This is a genomic window from Candidatus Binataceae bacterium (genome assembly GCA_035508495.1).
Taxonomy (GTDB): Bacteria; Desulfobacterota; Binatia; order Binatales; family Binataceae; genus JASHPB01.
This window is the reverse complement of record DATJMX010000073.1, coordinates 65041-82810: the sequence shown is the minus strand read 5'-3', so window position 1 is coordinate 82810 and position 17770 is coordinate 65041. Positions and strand designations below refer to the sequence as shown.

The window sequence follows — 17770 nt, the reverse complement described above, 5'->3', positions numbered from 1 at the left end:
CAGGAGATCGCCGACGGTTTCAACCTACGCCATCAACTCGCTCGCGAATAGGACGGCATATCAAGGTCAGACGGCTCGTTGAGCTCGTCGGTCTTCATCTTTTTCAGCTCCGGCAGCACGTGTTTCGCAAAGCATTTGAGATTGCGATCCGCTTCGGCGAACGGCATGCCGGCGTAGCTGAAGTTCAGCATCACGCCGTTGGCATCGATCGTATCCTTGATGAAGGCGATTTTTTCGAGCACCTGGTCCGGCGTTCCCCACGGCATCAGGCGCGCGAAATCGGCGGCGGCGCCATCGAGACCGTTCTTCGAAATATACTTTCCGACATTGCGATAGAATTCGTAGCTCTTGTGAGTACCAAATTGCTGCGACGTCATTTCATAGTGTGCCATCGCAGTATGGTAATAGTCGGAAATATACTTCATCGCCATTTCTTCGGCGCGATCCTTGTTTTCGTCGACAAAGCAGAATCCGCCGGAGAGTGGCTTAGGTGCGGGCTTGGCGCCGTTAACTTCGCGCCAGACCTTGTGGTAAATCTCGAAATCCGCCTTAACCGCTTCCCACGGCTTTTGCGGGATAACAAGCAGTCCGACACCCAGCTTCGCCATGATCGGCATCGACTCAGGCGAAACCGCGGCGGCATACGTGCGGCCCTTGAAGGAGCGCGAGGGGAACGGACGAATATCGCGCCGCGGCTGCCTGGTGTACTTGCCACCTTCCATGTAGCCATTCTCGAGAGCATTGAGCACGAGCTCGGCGTACTCAACGAACAGATTGCGGCCTTCATTCTGATCCAGGCGGAATCCTTCGTACTCGATTCGCGCGAGGCCGCGTCCGAGACCGAGAATGAAACGGCCGTTAGAGACGTGGTCGAGAACTGAGATTTGCTCAGCGACCCGGATGGGGTCGTGCCAGGGCAGCACGACGACCATCGAGCCCAACTTCACTTTGCTCGTTTTGCCCGCCATGTAGGCGAGGAACTGCAACACATCCGGACACATCGTGTAGTCGTCGAAGTGATGCTCTACCGACCACAGCGAATCGAAACCCAGCGGCTCCGCCATTTCGCAGAGTCTCAGTTCGTTGCGATACACCTCGGCATCGGAAATAGCATTGTGCGGGTTTTGAAATGCGACTCCATAGCCTACATGCATTGTCGTACTCCCTTCGTTACGCGCCCGGCGCGCGCAGTGATGTTAGTATCGAGCGAGCAATTGCATCTCAGCTCGCGATTTGCTGATTTGGTTCTGCCGAGCGGCCCTCAACCGTAATCGGCGCAGGCTTGAGTTCCTTCAACGCCGGCAGCACTTCTTTGGCGAACAATCGCATACTCTTTTCCGCCGCGTCCATCGGCATCGCACCGTACTTGAAGATGAACATGATCTCATCGGTGCCGAATGCGTTGGCGAGTTCGGTGGCGCGCTTGATCGTCTCGTCGGGCGTGCCCCACGGATGGCTGCGGTAGAAGCCTTCCTTGAACGGGGACGCGTCCTTGCGCAGCGCATCCTGCTGCGCGCCATACGCTTCGTAACCCTTGATGCCCTTCAGATGAGTGCCAAGCAGCTCGTAGTGCCGGAGCGCCGAGTCGGCATATTCGACCATGTGGCGATGCGCACCCGTGTCGGCGTCCTTGTGATTGTCGGCGACGTACGTCCAAAGCGCGAGCTTGGTATGGCTTGGAGCATGACCGGCATTCTTGGAAAGTTGCGCATAGCGGCGCATGTTCGCCAGCGCAATATCGAGGCTGGTCGTGGGAATAGTCAGTGGACGGACGCCGTGCTTGGCGATGATCTCGACGGTCTGCTCAGTGCCACCGGCGCACCACAGGTTCGCACTGAGATCGCGATCAGGTTGGGGCCGCAGATGCAGGCCATGAATCTGGTAGAATTCGCCATCAAAGTTGCATTGACCGGTTGAGAGTAATTGCTTGAGCACTTGAAGCGATTCATCGAAACGGCCACGCGCTTCATTCTGATCGATACTCAATCCGGCATACTCGCGGCGTCCGAGTCCGCGGCCCACGCCGCAGATAATCTCGCGGCCGTCGCCGAGAAAGGCGTCGAGCATGTTGACGTCTTCGGCAACCCGCACCGGATTGTGCCACGGCAGGACGGTGACCATCGTGCCGAGGTCAACGCGCTTGGTAATGCCCGCAATATAAGTGAGGTACTGAAGCGGATTCGTGACCATCGTGTACGGCGTGAAGTGATGCTCGATGGTCCAGACCGCGTCGAAACCCGTTTCGTCGGCGATACGCGCGATGTTTATTTCCTGATGGAAAATATCGCGGTCCGAGAGGGTTGCTTTCCGAGGCACGGAATTGCCCGCTTCCTCGGCTTCGTAGCGATCCCAGTCATTGTAGTTCTGGTTGAAGATGCAGGCTCCGATACGCATTTGCGATTCTCCTATAGTCAGTGGCTATCCGACGGCCACATTGAACTCAGTCAAGTGAGCTTCGTTGCTGGCGCTGGCTTTGGCTTCGCCGAGCGTGTCGCGCACGAGAGTCTGGAGAAACTTCTCGATGCGCGAGGCGGGCAGGTTGGCCATTTTCATCTGGACGATCACGTAGCCGGTCGCGGTGATCATGCGCGCGTCGTCTTCGGCATCGGGATCGCGATCGCTATTGGTTTCCATCCGCCAGCGCCGGATCGTGCGCGCGATCATGGCAACGATCTTTTCCTGGAACTGCACGTATAGCGGCCAAGTCTCATCGCGCAGCGCCGTGCTCCATTCGAGCATCACGCGGGTGTAGTCGGGATGTGTCTCGACGGTGGCCGCAAAGGCGCGCGAATTCTCCAGGATGATTTCCGGCGCGGGGCGATGCTGATCGTGAATCTGCTCGACCATCGCGGTGAAGAAGCGCGCGACTTCCTCGAGCACAGCGCCGACGAGGGCCTTACGCGTTGGGAAATAAAAGAACACCGCAGGCACGGAGACTTTCGCCTCGCGCGCGATCTCGGCATGACGTGCGCCGCCGATTCCACGGCGGGCGAACACCCGAATTGCGCTACGCAGCAAAAGCGCGCGCCGCTCAGACTTGTCGAGAGCGGGAGCGCGCCGGCGGCGCTTGGCAGGTCGACGAGCAGCCATCGAATCGATTGCTATCAATGATTGATAAGTTTGTCAATTAACATTGATAGTTCTATCAATCAGTCACCGGAGACGAATTTTCAAACCGCGCTGCCAATTGCGGCGGGACGTCGCGAGGTTTGACGACGAGGGGCGTTGCGTGGCTGATTACCTCAGACGGTCTGAGTGCGGCCGCGGCGTTGCCACGCGCGCGGCGATCGAACGCACAGGAGGCGCACGCCATGGTGAACGACTTCGATCTTACCAATCTCGACTTCTTCGTTTCCGGAGACCCGCACGCACTCTGGAAGGAACTTCGTGTCACCGATCCGGTGCATTGGACCGAGCGCCGCAACCGTAGAGGCTTCTGGTCGATAACCAAACATGGCGACGCGCAGCGCGTTTATCGCGATCCCCTCACGTTCAGCTCGGAGGGCGGAATCGTCCTCAGCTTCGTCGAGACGCCCGATCCCAATCAGCCGCGGATGGAATTTGGTTTCGGGCAGATGATGATCACGACCGATCCGCCGCGCCACGGCCGGATGCGTCAGATGCTGAATCGGCGCTTCACGCCGAAAGCGCTGGCGCCGCACGAGCCTCACGTCCGCGCGATTACGACTGAGATCATCGATGCGGTCGCCGAGCGCGGAAATTGCGACCTGGTCGTCGATGTGGCTGCGCGGCTGCCGACCGCGGTCATCTGCGAGATGCTAGCGGTGCCGCGCGAGGACTGGGGTCTAATGTTCGAGCTCGGCAACATGACTCTCGGCAGCGACGATCCCGAGTACCAGGTCGATGGATCGGCGCAGAAAACGGGAGCCCAGGCGCAACGCGATACCTTCAACTACTTCATGAAACTCGTCGGTGAGCGCCGCAAGAATCCCGGCGACGATCTCGTGAGCGCGCTGGTCCATGGCGAGATCGAAGGCGATCGCCTTACCGACGTTGAGGTGCTCTTCAACTGTTTTCTGCTGATTCTCGGTGGGCAGGAGACAACCAGAAATGCGCTCACCGGCGGGATGGAGGCGTTGATGCAACGCCCCGACGATCGCGAGCGGCTGGCGCGCGACGCCTCGCTGCTGCCCAGGGCGATCGAGGAAATCCTCCGCTGGACTTCGCCGATCACACACATCATGCGCACCGCGACCCGCGACGTCGAGATCCGGGATAAAACGATTCGCAAAGGCGATCGGGTCGTGCTGTGGAATCCCTCGGGCAATCGCGATGAAGAAGTTTTTGAGGATCCTTACCGGTTCGACATGACGCGCCAGCCCAACGATCACCTCGCGTTCGGTTACGGCGAACATTTTTGCATCGGCGCGAATCTCGCGCGGCTCGAGATGCGTGTGATGCTCAGTGAATTGCTGCGGCGCATGCCCGACATGGCGCCCGCCGGACCCGTGGAGAAGCTGCGCTCGAACCAGCTCGCCGGGATAAAGCATCTGCCGGTTACGTTCACACCCGCGAAAGCCGCGGCCTGAAAGAGGAATCATCATGAAGCTGGACGGAAAGGTTGCGATCATCACGGGGGCGGGATCGGGAATGGGCCGCGCGACTGCGCGGTTGTTCGCGCGCGAAGGCGCGAAGATTGCCGCGGTCGATCTGAACGAGAAAGGCGCAGCCGACACGGTCGCGGATATCGAAAAGATCGGCGGCCAGGCCATCGCGATTCGCGCCGACGTATCGGTCGAGAAAGATGCGGCGCAGATGGTCGAGGCGACGATGAAACGCTTCGGTCCTCCCAACGTGGTTTTCAACAATGCCGGAATCGAAGGCGAGTCCGCTTACGTCGGCAAGATGACGGCCGAGCAGTTCGATCGTGTGATCGCGATCAACTTGCGCGGAGTGTTCCTCGGCATGAAGTACGCGTTGCCGCCGATGGTCGAAGCGGGGCAGGGCGGCTCGATTATCAACCAGGCGTCGATCGCGGGACTCGTCGCGGTGCGCGGCGGAGCGGCTTACTGCGCGGCGAAGGCCGGAGTGATCGCGATGACGCGCGTCGCGGCGCTCGAATACGCCCGCTACAACATCCGCGTGAATTGCATCTGCCCGGGCGGAATCGAAACTGAGATGGCCAAGCGCATCCGGCGCGGCGCGGAGCCCGATCCCAAGGCCGTCAGCCGCATCTCGGTGCTGGGCCGAATGGGCGAGCCCGAGGAGATCGCCAACATGGCGCTGTTCCTCGCAAGTAATGACTCGTCATTCGCGACCGGCGCGCCGTTCGTAGTCGACGGCGGCTGGACGATCAGCTAGCGCGCTTGGCTGAGGCGCCGATTGTTGCGCGTACGAGGGTACGCATGAAGTGGTCGAGTTTTTCGGGCGGAACTCGCGTGAATTTCATCTGCGCGAGCATGTGCGCCGAGCCGACCACGAGCCGTGCGTCGTCCTCGGCTTCTTCATCGTCAACGATGTTTTGGTGTTCGCGGCGCCATCGGCGAATCGTATCGGCGATTATCGACACGATGTTTTCCTGGAATTTCAGGTAGTGCGGCCAAACTTCCTCTCGCACCGCGGTGCTCCAGTCGAGCCATACGCGCGCGTGGTCGGGATGCGTATCGACGGAATCGGTGAAGGCCTTCGCGTGAGCGAGCACGATCTGCGGCGCCGAGCCCTCACGCGAATGAATCGTCACGGTCATATCGGTTAGGAAGCGATCGACCTCGTCGAGCACGGCGGTCACCAGCGCCTCGCGGGTCGGAAAATAGAAGAACACCGCCGGTATCGAGACGTGCGCCTCGCGCGCGATCTCCGCATGATGTGCGCCGCCGATGCCGCGCCGCGCGAACACGCGCATCGCGCATTGCAGGAGCAGGGGCCGGCGCTCCGCGGGATCGAGGCGGCGGGCGCGCGCGCGTTTTGTGGGGGAAGCTTTGCTCACGAAATATACCTTATCGAGATATTGACAGTACTATCAATATCTCCTAGATTAACCGCATCGAAGCTCCGAGGAGGTTTCGCATGTCCATCGCATCACGTGTCGAGTCCCTGCGCCCGTTGCCATTCGCTGGTTCCAAGGAAGAAGAAGTGGCGCGTTACGAGGCCGAGTTCAAGCAACACTCCACCAAGTGGGCCGAAGTCCTGCAGCGCAACGCGGAGCGGATGAAGCGCGGATCGTACTCGCTGCACTGGATGGACACCGACAAGGCCTCATGGGGCCGCCGCGCCAAGCCGTCCTCGCGAGGCCTCACCTACACCGACATCAACAACGTTCCGGGTTATGGCCTGGTGCCGCAGAAGGCGACGTGGCTCAACTTCGCGCCGCGCGGCGCGGTGCGTGACGAATACCTCGCCGACATGCCGACCGTCGACGACTACACGCTGGTCGATCGCGATGAATCGTGGGCCGACAACGTCATCACGCTTTACGAAGAGGCCAAAGCGCGCCAGTGGAATGCGACGCGCGACATCCCGTGGAGCGAACTTGAGCGACTGCCCGACGATCTCGAGAAGGCAACCTGTCAGCTCTGCACTTTTCTGACCGAGGTTGAATTTGCGGCCGGCGATTTTCCGGCCAAATGGATCTATCGAATCCCGCAGGAATTCCTCGAGGTGAAGAGCTTCATTACCACCCAGATGATGGACGAGGCGCGGCATCAGGAGGTCTTCCGCAAGCGCGCGATCGCGGGCGGCGGCCTGCTGCACGCGGCGCCCGGCTTCGAGTGGGCGCTGAAAGCGATCATAGATTCACCCACGCATACGATGGGCACCTTCCTGCTCAACCTGCTTGGCGAAGGCCTCGTGCTCTCGATCTTCCGCTCGGGCGAGATGATCGCGAAGACCCATGTTGACAAGGAGATATTCCGCCGCTGTCTGCAGGACGAGGCGCGGCACGTTTCCTACGGTGTGCTGGAGCTCAAGAACTACCTCGACCACGCACCCGATCGCGAAAAAGCGCTCGAAGAAATGCATCGCTTCGCCGACGTCGGCGAGCAGGTCATTCTCACCGCATTCACCGAGGCCTCGCTGGTTGAGCCGGTCGCGGTGCTGCTTGGCGGCGGCCTCGACAAGATCGATCAGGGAATGGAAGGGCAGGGCCAGCTCTGGAAGATGTCGGTCGAGGAGTACCTGCAGCGATGCGATCGCGCGGGCTTCAACCGCCGCGAGCGATGCACGATTCCCGCGGAATCGGTTTGGGGAGCTAACTGATGGAAGCGCAAACTGTCAGTGAACAAACGCGGCGCGCGATCGCATTTCCGTCGCGCGAATGGTTCGAGCAGCTCGCGCAGTTGATGAAGGCGAGCCGCGCCATTCACGAGCATCTGGGCTACATCGACTGCGTCGCGCAGTTCACCGTGCTCGACGGCGGCGTTGGAGCAAAGCCGTGGAGCGTGCAGGTCACGTTCGACGAGTTCGAAGTCACCGATATTCGCGAATCCGGACCTGCCGACGCGAGTCGCGCGGACTTCACGCTCGAAGCCTCGCTCGCGACGTGGCGCGAGATGATCGAGGTGATCGCGCGCGGCCATGGGCGGCCAGACCTGACGCACACGCTGAATTATCTGAGCCACTTCGGCACGCCCATCCGGGTATGGTCCGAGGATCCGCTGCGCAAGGACATGTTCTTCCGTTACAACCAGAGCCTGCAGGAGTTCGTGAACGCATCGGCGGCGTTCACCACGATTTTCGGCGGCTGACGATGGCGCACAAACCGGGCCATTTCTATATCGACGAGACCTGCATCGGCTGCGGGGCATGCGATCACGCGTGCCCCGGCAAGGTCGATGCGATCTATCGCGTTGAAGACGACTTCCTCGGCCGCTTCGCGATCGTGCTCGAAGAATGTATCGATTGCGGTTTCTGCGTGCCGCTGTGCCCCGTCGATTGCATCCACGATGCCCGCAAAGAGGGCATCGTCGAGGGCAGCGGCGGCTACACCCGCATCAAAGAACTTCAGGCGTGGGCAAGAGCCCGCGCCTGATCGCTTAGCGCGACCGAAGCGCTGGCGCGTGCCGTTCACGCGCGCTTAGATGACGGCATGTCAGAGTTCGCCGCATGGCAGAACTACTTCGTCGTGATCGGCTCGGCCGCGGGCGCGCTCATCGGATTGCAGTTCGTGGTGATGACGCTGATCGCGGCGCGCCCGTCGCTGCGCGTCGCGGAGGCAGGCGCCGCGTTTGCGACGCCGACTGTAGTTCACTTCACGAGCGCGCTCGTCTTGTCGGCGCTGTCGCTGGCGCCGTGGCATTCGATTTCCAGGGTATCGATCGTCTGGGACCTGATCGGAATCGGCGGCGTGGTTTATTCGCTAATCGTGGCGCGCCGTGTACGGACGCAGGGCGCGTATCACCCCGAGTTCGAGGACTGGCTATTTCATGTGCTGCTGCCGCTCGTGGCGTACGCGATCCTCGTTCTCTCCGCAGCTGGCGCATCGTTGCACACGCGTCACGCGCTTTTCGGCGTGGCAGCCGCGGCGCTCCTGCTGCTTTTCGTCGGAATCCACAACACCTGGGATAGCGTCACCTACCACGTCTTCACTCAAGCACGAAAAAACGCTGGCGACTGAGGATAAAAAAACGTCGAGGGTCTTTTCCAACTGAGTGGATCACGCCAGCGGCCGGATGTATTTGCCGACGTAGCTCAGATAATCGCGCTTACCGATATCGACGCCGTGGTGCCGCAGGATGTCGTAGGCAGTGACGACGTGGAAATAGAAATGTGGCATTGACCAGTCGCGCAGGAATTCGAGGCCCGTCATCTCGATTGCCATGTTGTCGGGAATCGGAATCTTTATTGCGCGATCCTCAGTGCCTTGGAACGCGGCGGGAGGAGCACTTTGCAGGAACTGAACGGTTTTCGCGATGCGCGCCTTGAGCTGATCGATGGTCTGTTCGCTGTCATCAAAGGTCGGACCCGTAAGTTCGGTGAGACGCGCCGTCGCGTCGCGGGCGTGATCACAGGCGAGCTGAACCTGTTTGATTAGCGGATACATGTCCGGTGCGAGGCGTGAATTCGGCAGCGTCGAGTCGTCGAGGTTCTTGGCCCGAGCGAGCTGCGCGCCCTTGTCGAGAATCTGTGAGAGCGATTGCAGCATCGGCACGAACGTTTCAATTGCGATCGCATTCATCGAGATGCTCATGATGACTCCTTAAGAATCGGCGGCGATGTTGAGCGTTGATGGAGCGGCACTCCGAGCCTGGCCGAGCTTGGCCGTCCAAGCGTGAAGATACATACCGAGCGCCATCGCGACGACGAAGATCAGAACAGGCAGGGCTCCGGACGCGATCGAGACCAGGGCGGGGCCGGGGCAGAAGCCGCCGAGACCCCATCCGGCGCCGAAGATCGCGGCGCCGCCGATGAGGCGCAGGTCGAGATCGCTGCGCGATGGAATGCTGAAGTTCTCGATGAAAAGCGGCGCGGGCATCCGGCGGCTCATCCGATAAGCAACGAAATAAACCGAGAACGCTCCGATCATCACGAAGGCGAGGCTCGGATCCCAGTTACCGAAGAAATCAAGAAATCCGATGATCTTGATTGGCCGCGTCATCCCGGAGATTCCGAGGCCCAGCGCGAATACGATTCCCGACAGGAACGAAGTGACCTTCAGCTTCATTGCGCGACCTTGGCGATATAGCTGGCGATGCCGACGACGAGTGCGCCGCACGCGATGAAGGTCGCGGTCGCGACGAGCGAGCGCCTTGAAAGCCGGCTCACGCCGCATACTGCGTGACCGCTTGTACATCCGTTGGCGAGGCGTGCACCGAATCCGACCATCACGCCTGCGCTCGCGAGCACTGCGGGTGAACGCACGACCCCAAAACTAAATGCGCCGGGCATAACAATTCGCAGTAGAAGTCCACCCGCGACCAGACCGCCGATAAACCACGCCTTCCATGCAGTGTCGCCCCTGGTGGGGCGCAGGACACCGTAGAGCATCCCGCTGATACCCGCGATGCGCCCCTCGAAGAGGAGCATCGCGGCCGCGCCGAGTCCGATCAAGACCCCACCGATCAAGGATGAGTACGGAGTAAAGTTCTGCACGCTATCGCTCGATGGGCAGGCCTGCGTCGTTCCACTCGAGCATCCCGCCTCTCAGGTTGCTCACGTGTTCGAAGCCGAGTCCGTTCAGAATCGCCGCTCCGGTCGCGCTGCGCACGCCAGATCGGCAAACGATAACGATTTCATCGCTCTTGTTGTGTTCGAGATCGGCGGCGTGGGTTGGCAGCGTCTTGAGCGGAATCAGGCGGCTGCCGGGAAGATGGCCGAGCTCGCCGACGTATTCGTCGAGTTCGCGCACGTCAATGATCAGCGGCGGGCGTCCCGACGCGATCCGATCGCGCAAGTCGGTGACGCTCAGTTGATGAACGTTGCCTAGCTGTGCCAGGTCGGGGAACTTAACCGAATCGTCTTCGATCGCGGACTGATTGGACTGCAGCGATTCCTGGATCTTGTCGGGAAGCGGCAGGCCGAGATTGTTCATGAGTTTGATGTACTCGGCGCGAGAGCGGCCGGCGACGCGCGGATTCGAGGCCTTCTCCTTGCCAATCGTCGAGCTCTGGTTGCCGCGGTAGTCGTGAGCCGGAAATACGACGGTGTCCTCGGGCAACGTGAACATCAGATTGGTAATCGCGTCGTACTGTTTTCCCGCATCGCCGCCGGCGAAATCGGCCCGCCCGGTGCCGCCGATCAACAAGGTGTCACCGGTGAACAGGCATCCCTCGACATAGACGCTGATGCCGTCAGGCGTGTGGCCCGGGGTGAATAGAATTTTGAGCCGCAGGTCGCCGACCTCGAGGATATCGCCCTGCGTGACGTGAACATCGACGTGCGGCGCGGGCGCGTAGCGTTCCATCACGATCCTGGCTCCGGTCAGCGCGGCGAGGTCCCAGGTGCCGCTGCGATGGTCGGCGTGGGTGTGGGTGTCGATGGCATAGTCGAGGCGGAAGCCGTGGTAGGCGGCGACCGCGATATAGCGCGCGGTATTTTCGCGCAGCGGGTCGATCACGGCCGCGTGGCGCGTCCGCTCGCAAGCGACCAGGTAGGTTTTGCACTTTCCACGATTGAGTTCACGACAGAACATTGATGGCCCCCTCCCTCGCGCCGGGCGCGCCGGCGTTTGACTGATTGCATATGATTCTATATAACTAAATACGCATGAAGACAAGAGTCAAGATCGTAAACCCACGGCGCGCCATGACTCCGGAAGCGCTCGAGCTCGTTGCGGCGCGCTTTCGTGCGATGAGCGAGCCGCTGCGGCTCAGAATCCTGCAGGAGCTGGAGCTGGGCGAGCTCAGCGTGTCTGCACTCGCCACCAGGATCGGCTCCACGCAGCCCAATGTCAGCAAGCATCTCAAGGTGTTGCAGGATGCGGGCCTGCTCCGCCGCCGGGCGCAGGGTAACAGCGCCTACTTCTCGATTGCCGATCCGATGGTGTTCGAACTGTGCGAGATGATCTGCTCGCGCTTACGCGAGCGGCTCGAAGCGCAGGTCGGCGCCCTCGCGGGGAGGTTGCGGGTATGAGCACGGCTGTGCCGACGGTCGAAAACAGCGCCTCGGCGCTGCCCGGGGGAGCAACGATCTCTCCTCTCCGAGTGGAGCTGAGCGCTGCAAATTCCGCGAACCTCGCAGCGCGCATTTTATTTCCGCTGCTCGCGGTGGCGACGCTTCTGCCCTTCGTTTCGCCAGGCATTGCGCTGATGGTCGGGATCGCATTCGCGCTTACTTTGGGCAATCCCTATCCGCTGACCGCGGCGCGAACGATTACGCCGCTGCTGCAGATCTCGGTGATCGGGCTCGGCACGGGAATGAACTTGGTTGAGGTCGGGCGGGCAGGAGTGCACGGATTCTTCTACACGGTGATCGGAATCTCGCTTACGATCACAATCGGTCTTTTGATGGGCCGACTGCTCCGCACCGGACGCGATACATCGCTGCTGGTGACGGTGGGCACCGCGATTTGTGGCGGCAGCGCGATCGCAGCGGTCGCGCCCGCGATCCGCGCGAAGAGTCACGAGGTTTCAGTGGCATTGGCGACGGTGTTTTTCCTCAACGCTGTCGCGCTGCTGATCTTCCCCGCGATCGGCCATCACTTCGCCATGAGCCAGGAGCAATTTGGCGTATGGAGCGCGCTCGCGATTCATGACACCAGCTCGGTGGTAGGCGCTGCGATGCAGTATGGTGCGCGCGCGCTCGAAATTGCGACGACGATCAAGCTGACCCGCGCGCTTTGGATCGTCCCGGTCACTCTGGTCATCGGCGTGATCTGGAATCGTGGTAGCGAGGAAGCCAGTGGAGGAAAGGCTAAGCGTCCGTGGTTCATCCTGGGATTTCTTGCGGCTGCCGCGCTGGTCACCTGGCTACCCTCGCTCAAACCGGCGGGCCACGTGATCTTCCTGGGCGCGCAGCGCTCATTGGTGATCACCTTGTTTCTCATCGGCTCGGGATTGAGCCGGAGCGCGCTGCAGGTCGTGGGACGGCGGCCGCTGATGCAGGGCTTTTTCCTCTGGGTGATCATGGGAAGTGCCACCCTTGGCGCCATCCTGCTCGGTTGGATTCGATAACCCGCCGGTCGGCCAGCCCTTTCTAAAGAATTCCAATTCGTGCAACCGCGAGCTACGATCTCTCGCGGTAAACTTCGGGCTAATCGCAACAGGGCGAACCGAGTTAGTGAAGTGCGCGCACAATGCCGTATGAGGAATATTTCAGGGTCGCTACCGAGAGCCTGATCATCGTCGATCGGAGCGGTCAGATCGTTGAAGCCAATCGCAAGACCGAAGAACTCTTCGGTTATTCGAGCAAAGAACTAGTCGGCCGGCCGGTTGAGATCCTGCTTCCCGACAAGCTGCACACTGCCCATCGTAAGCACGTCGAGGGCTTTTTTGCCGCGCCGCGCACGCGCGCGATGGGACTTGGGCTGAGCCTCGTCGGGCGGCGCAGGGACGGCTCCGAGTTTCCGGTGGAAGTCAGCCTCGCCTTTGCGCGCAACACCGCACGCGGCGATCTTGTGGTGGCCTCCGTGACTGACATCACGCAGCGCCTTGCGCTGGAGAATGAAGCGCGACGCGCGGAGACGATCACTTCGCTGGGCGCGATCGCGGCTGGTATCGCGCACGATCTAAACAATCCACTGCAAGTCATTCGCTCGCGCGCCGAGCTGCTGCTCGAGTCGGACACGGCCTCCCCGGACGAGATCAAGGAAGACATCGCCGCGATTCACCGCCAGGCGCAGCGCGCCGCCCGCATCGTCGAGGAGTTCCTCGAGCTGTCGCGCCAGCGCGTCAAGGCTATCGGTCCAGTTGATCTCAATCGGCTCGTGGACCGCGCTTTGATCCTGATCGGCGATCAGATGCGCAAGGTCGGCATCCAGATCGAAACCGAGCTCGACGAGGAACTTCCCGCCACCGTCGGCGATGCGACCGCGCTCGAGCGCGTGCTGATCAACCTGCTGACCAACGCTCGCGATGCGATGCCGCAGGGCGGGAGCGTAACGATCAGCAGTGGACAGCTGAGCGATCGCGAAGGATGGCTTCATCTTTCGGTCGCGGACACGGGACCCGGGATCGAGGCGGAGAAGCTCCTCAAGATATTCGACCTGCTCTACACGACGAAGACCGGCGGGACTGGGCTCGGTCTCTGGCTCAGCCGGCGGATCGTACAGGAGCATAACGGCAGGCTCGAAGTGGTCTCGGAAGTTGGCACCGGCTCGACCTTTACAATGAGGCTGCCCGCGGCGGCATCATGAAAGATTTGCGATGGCGTCAGAGCGAATCCTGATTCTCGACGACGAACCCGATATCGCGAAGAGCTGGGTGCGTATCCTCGAGTCGGCGGGCTACGAGTGTATCGCCACGACCGAGCCTGCCGAGGCGTTGCGCATCCTCGAGAGCGAGCATCCCGATCTGCTGCTCACCGATCTGCGGATGCCGGCGATGGATGGGATCGAGATGCTGCGGCGCGCGCGGGAGATCGATCCGCAGATGCCGGTGATCATGCTGACCGGCTTCGCCTCGGTCGAAAGCGCAGTCTCGGCGGTGAAGGCCGGCGCTTTCGATTTCCTGTCCAAATCGTTTTCCAACGAGCAACTGAAGATCACGGTTGAGCGGGCGCTCAACCGGCGGCGCCTCGAGATGGAAAACCTCCATCTCCGCGAGCAGCTCCGCGGCACCCTTGGATTGGAAAATATCGTCGGCCAGAGCCTCGCGCTCAAGCAGGTCCTCGAGCTGGTGCGCAAGGCCGCTCGCTCCGAAGCGAATATCCTGGTCCTCGGAGAATCCGGAACCGGCAAGGAGCTGATCGCGCGCGCGATCCACGCCAACAGCCCACGCGCCACACAGCCCTTCGTCCCCGTCGACTGCGCTTCGCTGCCGGAGAATCTCCTCGAATCCGAGCTCTTCGGTCATGAGAAAGGCGCTTTCACCGGCGCGGCCGCCGCGAAGCGGGGGCTCATGGAAACCGCGCATCGTGGGACGCTCTTTCTCGATGAGCTCGGCGAACTGCCGATCGGACTCCAGGTGAAGCTGTTGCGGGCGCTCCAGGAGCGGCAGATCCGTCACGTTGGCGGGACGCGCCAGCTCGACGTCGATGTGCGGATCGTATGCGCGACCAATCGCGATCTTCGCGCACAGATCGCAGAAGGGAAGTTCCGCGAGGATTTGTACTATCGCGTCAATGTCATCGACATCGCGCTGCCGCCGCTGCGCGAGCGCCTGGGCGATATCGAGGTGCTGGCCAGGCATTTCATGCGCAAGTTCGCGTCTGAGCGAATGAAAGGCTTCGATCCGGACGCCCTCATGGCGCTCGAATCGTATGCGTGGCCGGGCAACGTACGCGAGCTGCAGAACGTGATCGAGCGTGCGTGCGCGCTGGCCGAGGGCGAGACCATCACGCTGGCCGAATTGCCGGTTCACGTGCGCACGCGCGTTCCTCAGGCTGAACGGCCGGCCGTGGCGGAGACCACGGGCAAGCTCACTTTGAAGGAAGCGAAGGAGCGCTGGATCGATCAGCTCGAAGCGGCATACGTCGCCGACGTTCTCAAGGACGAGGGCGGCAACGTTTCACGTGCGGCGCGCAAGGCGGGCGTCGATCGCAAAACGCTTCACCGCCTGCTCAACAAGTACAATATCCGCTAGCGGCGGGTTCCGTGTCCGTCGACGTTGCCTGCGGGCGGCAGCTTGGCGACAGGCTCGGCATGCGGACCGAGAATCCGCTCCAACTCATCGGCGCTGACCGTCTCTTCGCGGAGCAACGTCTCGACCATCTTGTCGAGGCGGCTTCTCGATTCCGACAGAGTGCGCCGAACCTTTTCATGCGCCTCGTCGAGCAGGCGGCGCACTTCCTGATCGATCCGCGCGGCGGTCGCTTCGCTATAGTCGCGTCCCTGCGAAATCTCGTAGCCCAGGAACGGCTGCTGCTCGTCGCTCTTGAAGGCGGCGAGACCGAGCTCGCTCATACCCCAGCGCGTGACCATCCGCCGCACGAGGCGGGTGGCTTCGACGAGATCGTTCTCCGCTCCGGTGGTGACTTCGCTGAAGACGATCTCTTCCGCGGTACGCCCGCCGAGCAATACCGCAATCCGCGCCTTCAGATAGGTCAGGGTAAAGTTATGGCGATCCTCGCCCGGCACCTGCTCGGTCATGCCCAGCGCCTGGCCGTGAGGAACGATAGTCACCTTGTGAACCGGGTCGGCATCGGGAGTGAGCCACGCGATCAAGGCGTGACCGCATTCGTGATAGGCGATGACGCGGCGTTCTTCCGGGCTCATCAGCATCCGATGCGCTGCCCCCATCCGGACCTTGTCCTGACTCTCTTCGAAGTCGGCCATCGTGACGGTCGGACGATTATTGCGCGCCGCAGTCAGTGCCGCCTCGTTACACAGATTCGCGAGATCGGCGCCGCTCATGCCCACCGAGCTGCGCGCCAGTGACTCAAAGTCAACATCGTCTGCAAGACGAAGCTTCTGGGTATGAATGTGAAGGATACCATCGCGACCCTGGCGATCCGGCAGACCGATCACAACCTGGCGATCGAAGCGGCCGGGCCGCAGCAACGCCGGGTCAAGCACGTCGGGCCGATTCGTGGCGGCAAGGATGATGACTTCGGCGCGCGCGTCGAAGCCGTCGAGCTCGCCGAGCAACTGGTTGAGCGTTTGTTCGCGTTCATCGTTGACCGTGCCGACCCCCGCGCCGCGGCGGCGTCCGACCGCATCGAGCTCGTCGATGAAAACGATTGCGGGTGCGGCTTCCTTGGCTTGGCGAAACAGATCGCGCACGCGACTCGCGCCGACGCCGACAAACATTTCGACGAATTCCGAGGCGTTGATGCTGAGAAATGGCACGCCGGCCTCGCCGGCGACCGCTCGCGCCATGAGAGTTTTGCCCGTGCCGGGCGGACCTACGAGCAGCACGCCGCGGGGAATTCGCGCGCCGATGTCGTGATACTTCTGCGGATGCCTGAGAAAATCGACCTCTTCCTGGAGTTCCGCCTTGGCTTCATCCGCGCCCGCTACGTCGTTGAAAGTGATCGCCGACTGCTCGCCGCCTGTGTAGCGCTTCGCCCGCATCCTGCCGAAGCCGAACATGCCCGACTGACTGCGCGCAGCCCGGCTCGACATCCACCACAGCACGCCGAAGATGAGAATGATCGGTCCCCAGGTAATCAACGCTTCGACGAACCACGGCAGCGACGATGACGAGACATCGACGACGACATGATGAGCGACCAGCATCGGCATCAGGCCGGGATCGCCAATCGGAACGGGATACGTGGTCGTAAATTGGAAATAGAGCGCCGGTGATTCTTCAGCCGAGGGTTGAGGCGCGGGCGAGGGGGACGCTTTAGGGGCCGGCGCCTGCGCGGCCGTCTTGGGTGGAGGCCAGGTTACCTGCTTGATAAACGCGCCCTCGATCTTGTCGCCCGCGACGTGCACGCGAGAGATATTGTCGGCGCTCACCTGCGCGAGAAACGCAGAATAGGGGATACGAGCCTTGTCCTGCTTGCCGGGAAGAATGCCGGACAGGTACCAAAAGACGAGCGCCGTCGAGACCAGCCACCAGACCATGATGGTCCAAGGCGGTCGCGGCGGTTGCTTCTTCGGTTGTTCCGCTTCCTGCTGCGCCATCGACAATCCGATCTATCGAACCGGACTGAGCAGCGATTTTATCATCGAAACGAGATCGAAGTTAGAAAACGGTTTGCGTAAATATCTCGACGCGCCGTCGCGATTGGCTTGCTGCGATACAGCTTCGCTGTGGTGCGTCGTCATCAGAATGACGGGCGTCGCAGGCGAGGTGTCGCGGACATGGCGCGCGATTTCGAATCCGTCGCCGACGCCAAGGTTGATGTCGGAAAGCACCAGGGCGGGACGCGCCGAATCGAACGCCGCGATTCCGGCGGGTCCGTTATGAGCGAGAATGCAATTGAAACCTGCCCGCTTCAAAACTCGAGCACAGGAATCCGCGACTTCAACTTCATCATCTACAATCAGAATTTTATCCGACACAATCACACCAATACTTAAACTCAAGATAGCCGTAGCCGACCTGAAGTAATCACGATTCGTGCCAATAGCTTTACCGTTCGCGATGCTTTCCAGCCGATCCGAATCGCGCCGATCTCTCTTGTTTTTCAAGCGATAGTTGCCCAGCAGAATCAATTCTGGAATGAGAGTGCCGCCGGGGGTCGTCAGATTGCTTGGGGAGCCCGCGACCCACGTGGGACATCCATGCCCCAACAAGTCCACGCGAAGCTAAGGAAAATAATAGCAAAA

Annotated in this window: 20 protein-coding genes; 10 read left to right on the top strand and 10 right to left on the bottom strand. The window is 61.2% G+C overall.

What is annotated here, in order from left to right; all coding sequences use genetic code 11:
• Positions 1–32 precede the first annotated feature (32 nt).
• The 3 genes from VMA09_21610 to VMA09_21600 all read right to left on the bottom strand — a co-directional run bounded on the left by VMA09_21610 (position 33) and on the right by VMA09_21600 (position 3090).
• Positions 33–1154: an LLM class flavin-dependent oxidoreductase gene (locus VMA09_21610; GenBank protein ID HUA36220.1), complete on the bottom strand. Its 1122-nt coding sequence runs from the start codon at positions 1152–1154 to the stop codon at positions 33–35.
• A 67-nt stretch (positions 1155–1221) separates the two neighbouring features.
• The gene (locus tag VMA09_21605) at positions 1222–2394 is read right to left on the bottom strand and encodes an LLM class flavin-dependent oxidoreductase (protein ID HUA36219.1); all 1173 of its coding nucleotides are present in this window, start codon (positions 2392–2394) and stop codon (positions 1222–1224) included.
• 24 nt (positions 2395–2418) lie between these two features.
• The gene (locus VMA09_21600; GenBank protein HUA36218.1) at positions 2419–3090 is read right to left on the bottom strand and encodes a TetR/AcrR family transcriptional regulator; all 672 of its coding nucleotides are present in this window, start codon (positions 3088–3090) and stop codon (positions 2419–2421) included.
• A gap of 221 nt (positions 3091–3311) precedes the next feature.
• On the opposite strand from VMA09_21600, the gene VMA09_21595 reads away from it, so the two are divergent.
• Together VMA09_21595 and VMA09_21590 are read left to right on the top strand one after the other, a co-directional pair.
• Positions 3312–4550 carry a cytochrome P450 gene (locus VMA09_21595; GenBank protein HUA36217.1) on the top strand — a complete coding sequence of 413 codons (1239 nt, stop codon included), beginning with the start codon at positions 3312–3314 and terminating at the stop codon, positions 4548–4550.
• A 13-nt stretch (positions 4551–4563) separates the two neighbouring features.
• Positions 4564–5322: an SDR family NAD(P)-dependent oxidoreductase gene (locus VMA09_21590; protein HUA36216.1), complete on the top strand. Its 759-nt coding sequence runs from the start codon at positions 4564–4566 to the stop codon at positions 5320–5322.
• Here the strand turns inward: VMA09_21590 and VMA09_21585 are convergent.
• Positions 5315–5947: a TetR/AcrR family transcriptional regulator gene (locus VMA09_21585; GenBank protein HUA36215.1), complete on the bottom strand. Its 633-nt coding sequence runs from the start codon at positions 5945–5947 to the stop codon at positions 5315–5317. The genes VMA09_21590 and VMA09_21585 overlap by 8 nt on opposite strands.
• Positions 5948–6027: 80 nt before the next feature.
• Between VMA09_21585 and VMA09_21580 the strand changes: the two genes are divergently transcribed.
• Genes VMA09_21580 through VMA09_21565 form a run of 4 tightly spaced genes read left to right on the top strand, consistent with a single transcriptional unit; the run spans position 6028 to position 8572 of the window.
• Positions 6028–7215: a ferritin-like domain-containing protein gene (locus tag VMA09_21580; GenBank protein HUA36214.1), complete on the top strand. Its 1188-nt coding sequence runs from the start codon at positions 6028–6030 to the stop codon at positions 7213–7215.
• Positions 7215–7703 (top strand): hypothetical protein, encoded by a 489-nt coding sequence (locus VMA09_21575; protein ID HUA36213.1) that lies wholly within the window; start codon positions 7215–7217, stop codon positions 7701–7703. The genes VMA09_21580 and VMA09_21575 overlap by 1 nt, the downstream gene beginning before the upstream one ends.
• Before the next feature lie 2 nt (positions 7704–7705).
• Positions 7706–7987, top strand: a complete 282-nt coding sequence (locus VMA09_21570; protein HUA36212.1) for a 4Fe-4S dicluster-binding protein — start codon at positions 7706–7708, stop codon at positions 7985–7987.
• Between the two features lie 57 nt (positions 7988–8044).
• Complete coding sequence (locus tag VMA09_21565) at positions 8045–8572, top strand: hypothetical protein (protein HUA36211.1); 528 nt, start codon at positions 8045–8047, stop codon at positions 8570–8572.
• 39 nt (positions 8573–8611) lie between these two features.
• Here VMA09_21565 and VMA09_21560 read toward each other — a convergent pair whose 3' ends face one another.
• From VMA09_21560 to VMA09_21545, 4 genes are read right to left on the bottom strand one after another with little or no spacing between them, the layout of a single operon-like run.
• Positions 8612–9145, bottom strand: coding sequence for a DUF1993 domain-containing protein (locus tag VMA09_21560; protein ID HUA36210.1), 534 nt, complete (start codon positions 9143–9145; stop codon positions 8612–8614).
• Positions 9146–9154: 9 nt separating this feature from the next.
• Positions 9155–9619, bottom strand: coding sequence for a DUF6691 family protein (locus tag VMA09_21555; protein HUA36209.1), 465 nt, complete (start codon positions 9617–9619; stop codon positions 9155–9157).
• Positions 9616–10047 (bottom strand): YeeE/YedE thiosulfate transporter family protein, encoded by a 432-nt coding sequence (locus VMA09_21550; protein HUA36208.1) that lies wholly within the window; start codon positions 10045–10047, stop codon positions 9616–9618. The genes VMA09_21555 and VMA09_21550 overlap by 4 nt, the downstream gene beginning before the upstream one ends.
• Before the next feature lies 1 nt (position 10048).
• Positions 10049–11086, bottom strand: a complete 1038-nt coding sequence (locus VMA09_21545) for an MBL fold metallo-hydrolase (GenBank protein ID HUA36207.1) — start codon at positions 11084–11086, stop codon at positions 10049–10051.
• Positions 11087–11160: 74 nt separating this feature from the next.
• Between VMA09_21545 and VMA09_21540 the strand changes: the two genes are divergently transcribed.
• The 4 genes from VMA09_21540 to VMA09_21525 all read left to right on the top strand — a co-directional run bounded on the left by VMA09_21540 (position 11161) and on the right by VMA09_21525 (position 15134).
• The gene (locus tag VMA09_21540) at positions 11161–11526 is read left to right on the top strand and encodes a metalloregulator ArsR/SmtB family transcription factor (GenBank protein HUA36206.1); all 366 of its coding nucleotides are present in this window, start codon (positions 11161–11163) and stop codon (positions 11524–11526) included.
• The gene (locus tag VMA09_21535; GenBank protein HUA36205.1) at positions 11523–12566 is read left to right on the top strand and encodes a putative sulfate exporter family transporter; all 1044 of its coding nucleotides are present in this window, start codon (positions 11523–11525) and stop codon (positions 12564–12566) included. The genes VMA09_21540 and VMA09_21535 overlap by 4 nt, the downstream gene beginning before the upstream one ends.
• Positions 12567–12688: 122 nt before the next feature.
• Positions 12689–13747 carry an ATP-binding protein gene (locus VMA09_21530; GenBank protein ID HUA36204.1) on the top strand — a complete coding sequence of 353 codons (1059 nt, stop codon included), beginning with the start codon at positions 12689–12691 and terminating at the stop codon, positions 13745–13747.
• A gap of 10 nt (positions 13748–13757) precedes the next feature.
• Positions 13758–15134 carry a sigma-54 dependent transcriptional regulator gene (locus VMA09_21525; protein HUA36203.1) on the top strand — a complete coding sequence of 459 codons (1377 nt, stop codon included), beginning with the start codon at positions 13758–13760 and terminating at the stop codon, positions 15132–15134.
• On the opposite strand, the gene ftsH is transcribed toward VMA09_21525, so the two are convergent.
• Positions 15131–17122, bottom strand: a complete 1992-nt coding sequence (gene ftsH / locus VMA09_21520) for an ATP-dependent zinc metalloprotease FtsH (GenBank protein ID HUA36202.1) — start codon at positions 17120–17122, stop codon at positions 15131–15133. The genes VMA09_21525 and ftsH overlap by 4 nt on opposite strands.
• Positions 17123–17134: 12 nt before the next feature.
• Positions 17135–17656 carry a response regulator gene (locus VMA09_21515; GenBank protein HUA36201.1) on the bottom strand — a complete coding sequence of 174 codons (522 nt, stop codon included), beginning with the start codon at positions 17654–17656 and terminating at the stop codon, positions 17135–17137.
• Positions 17657–17770 lie beyond the last annotated feature (114 nt).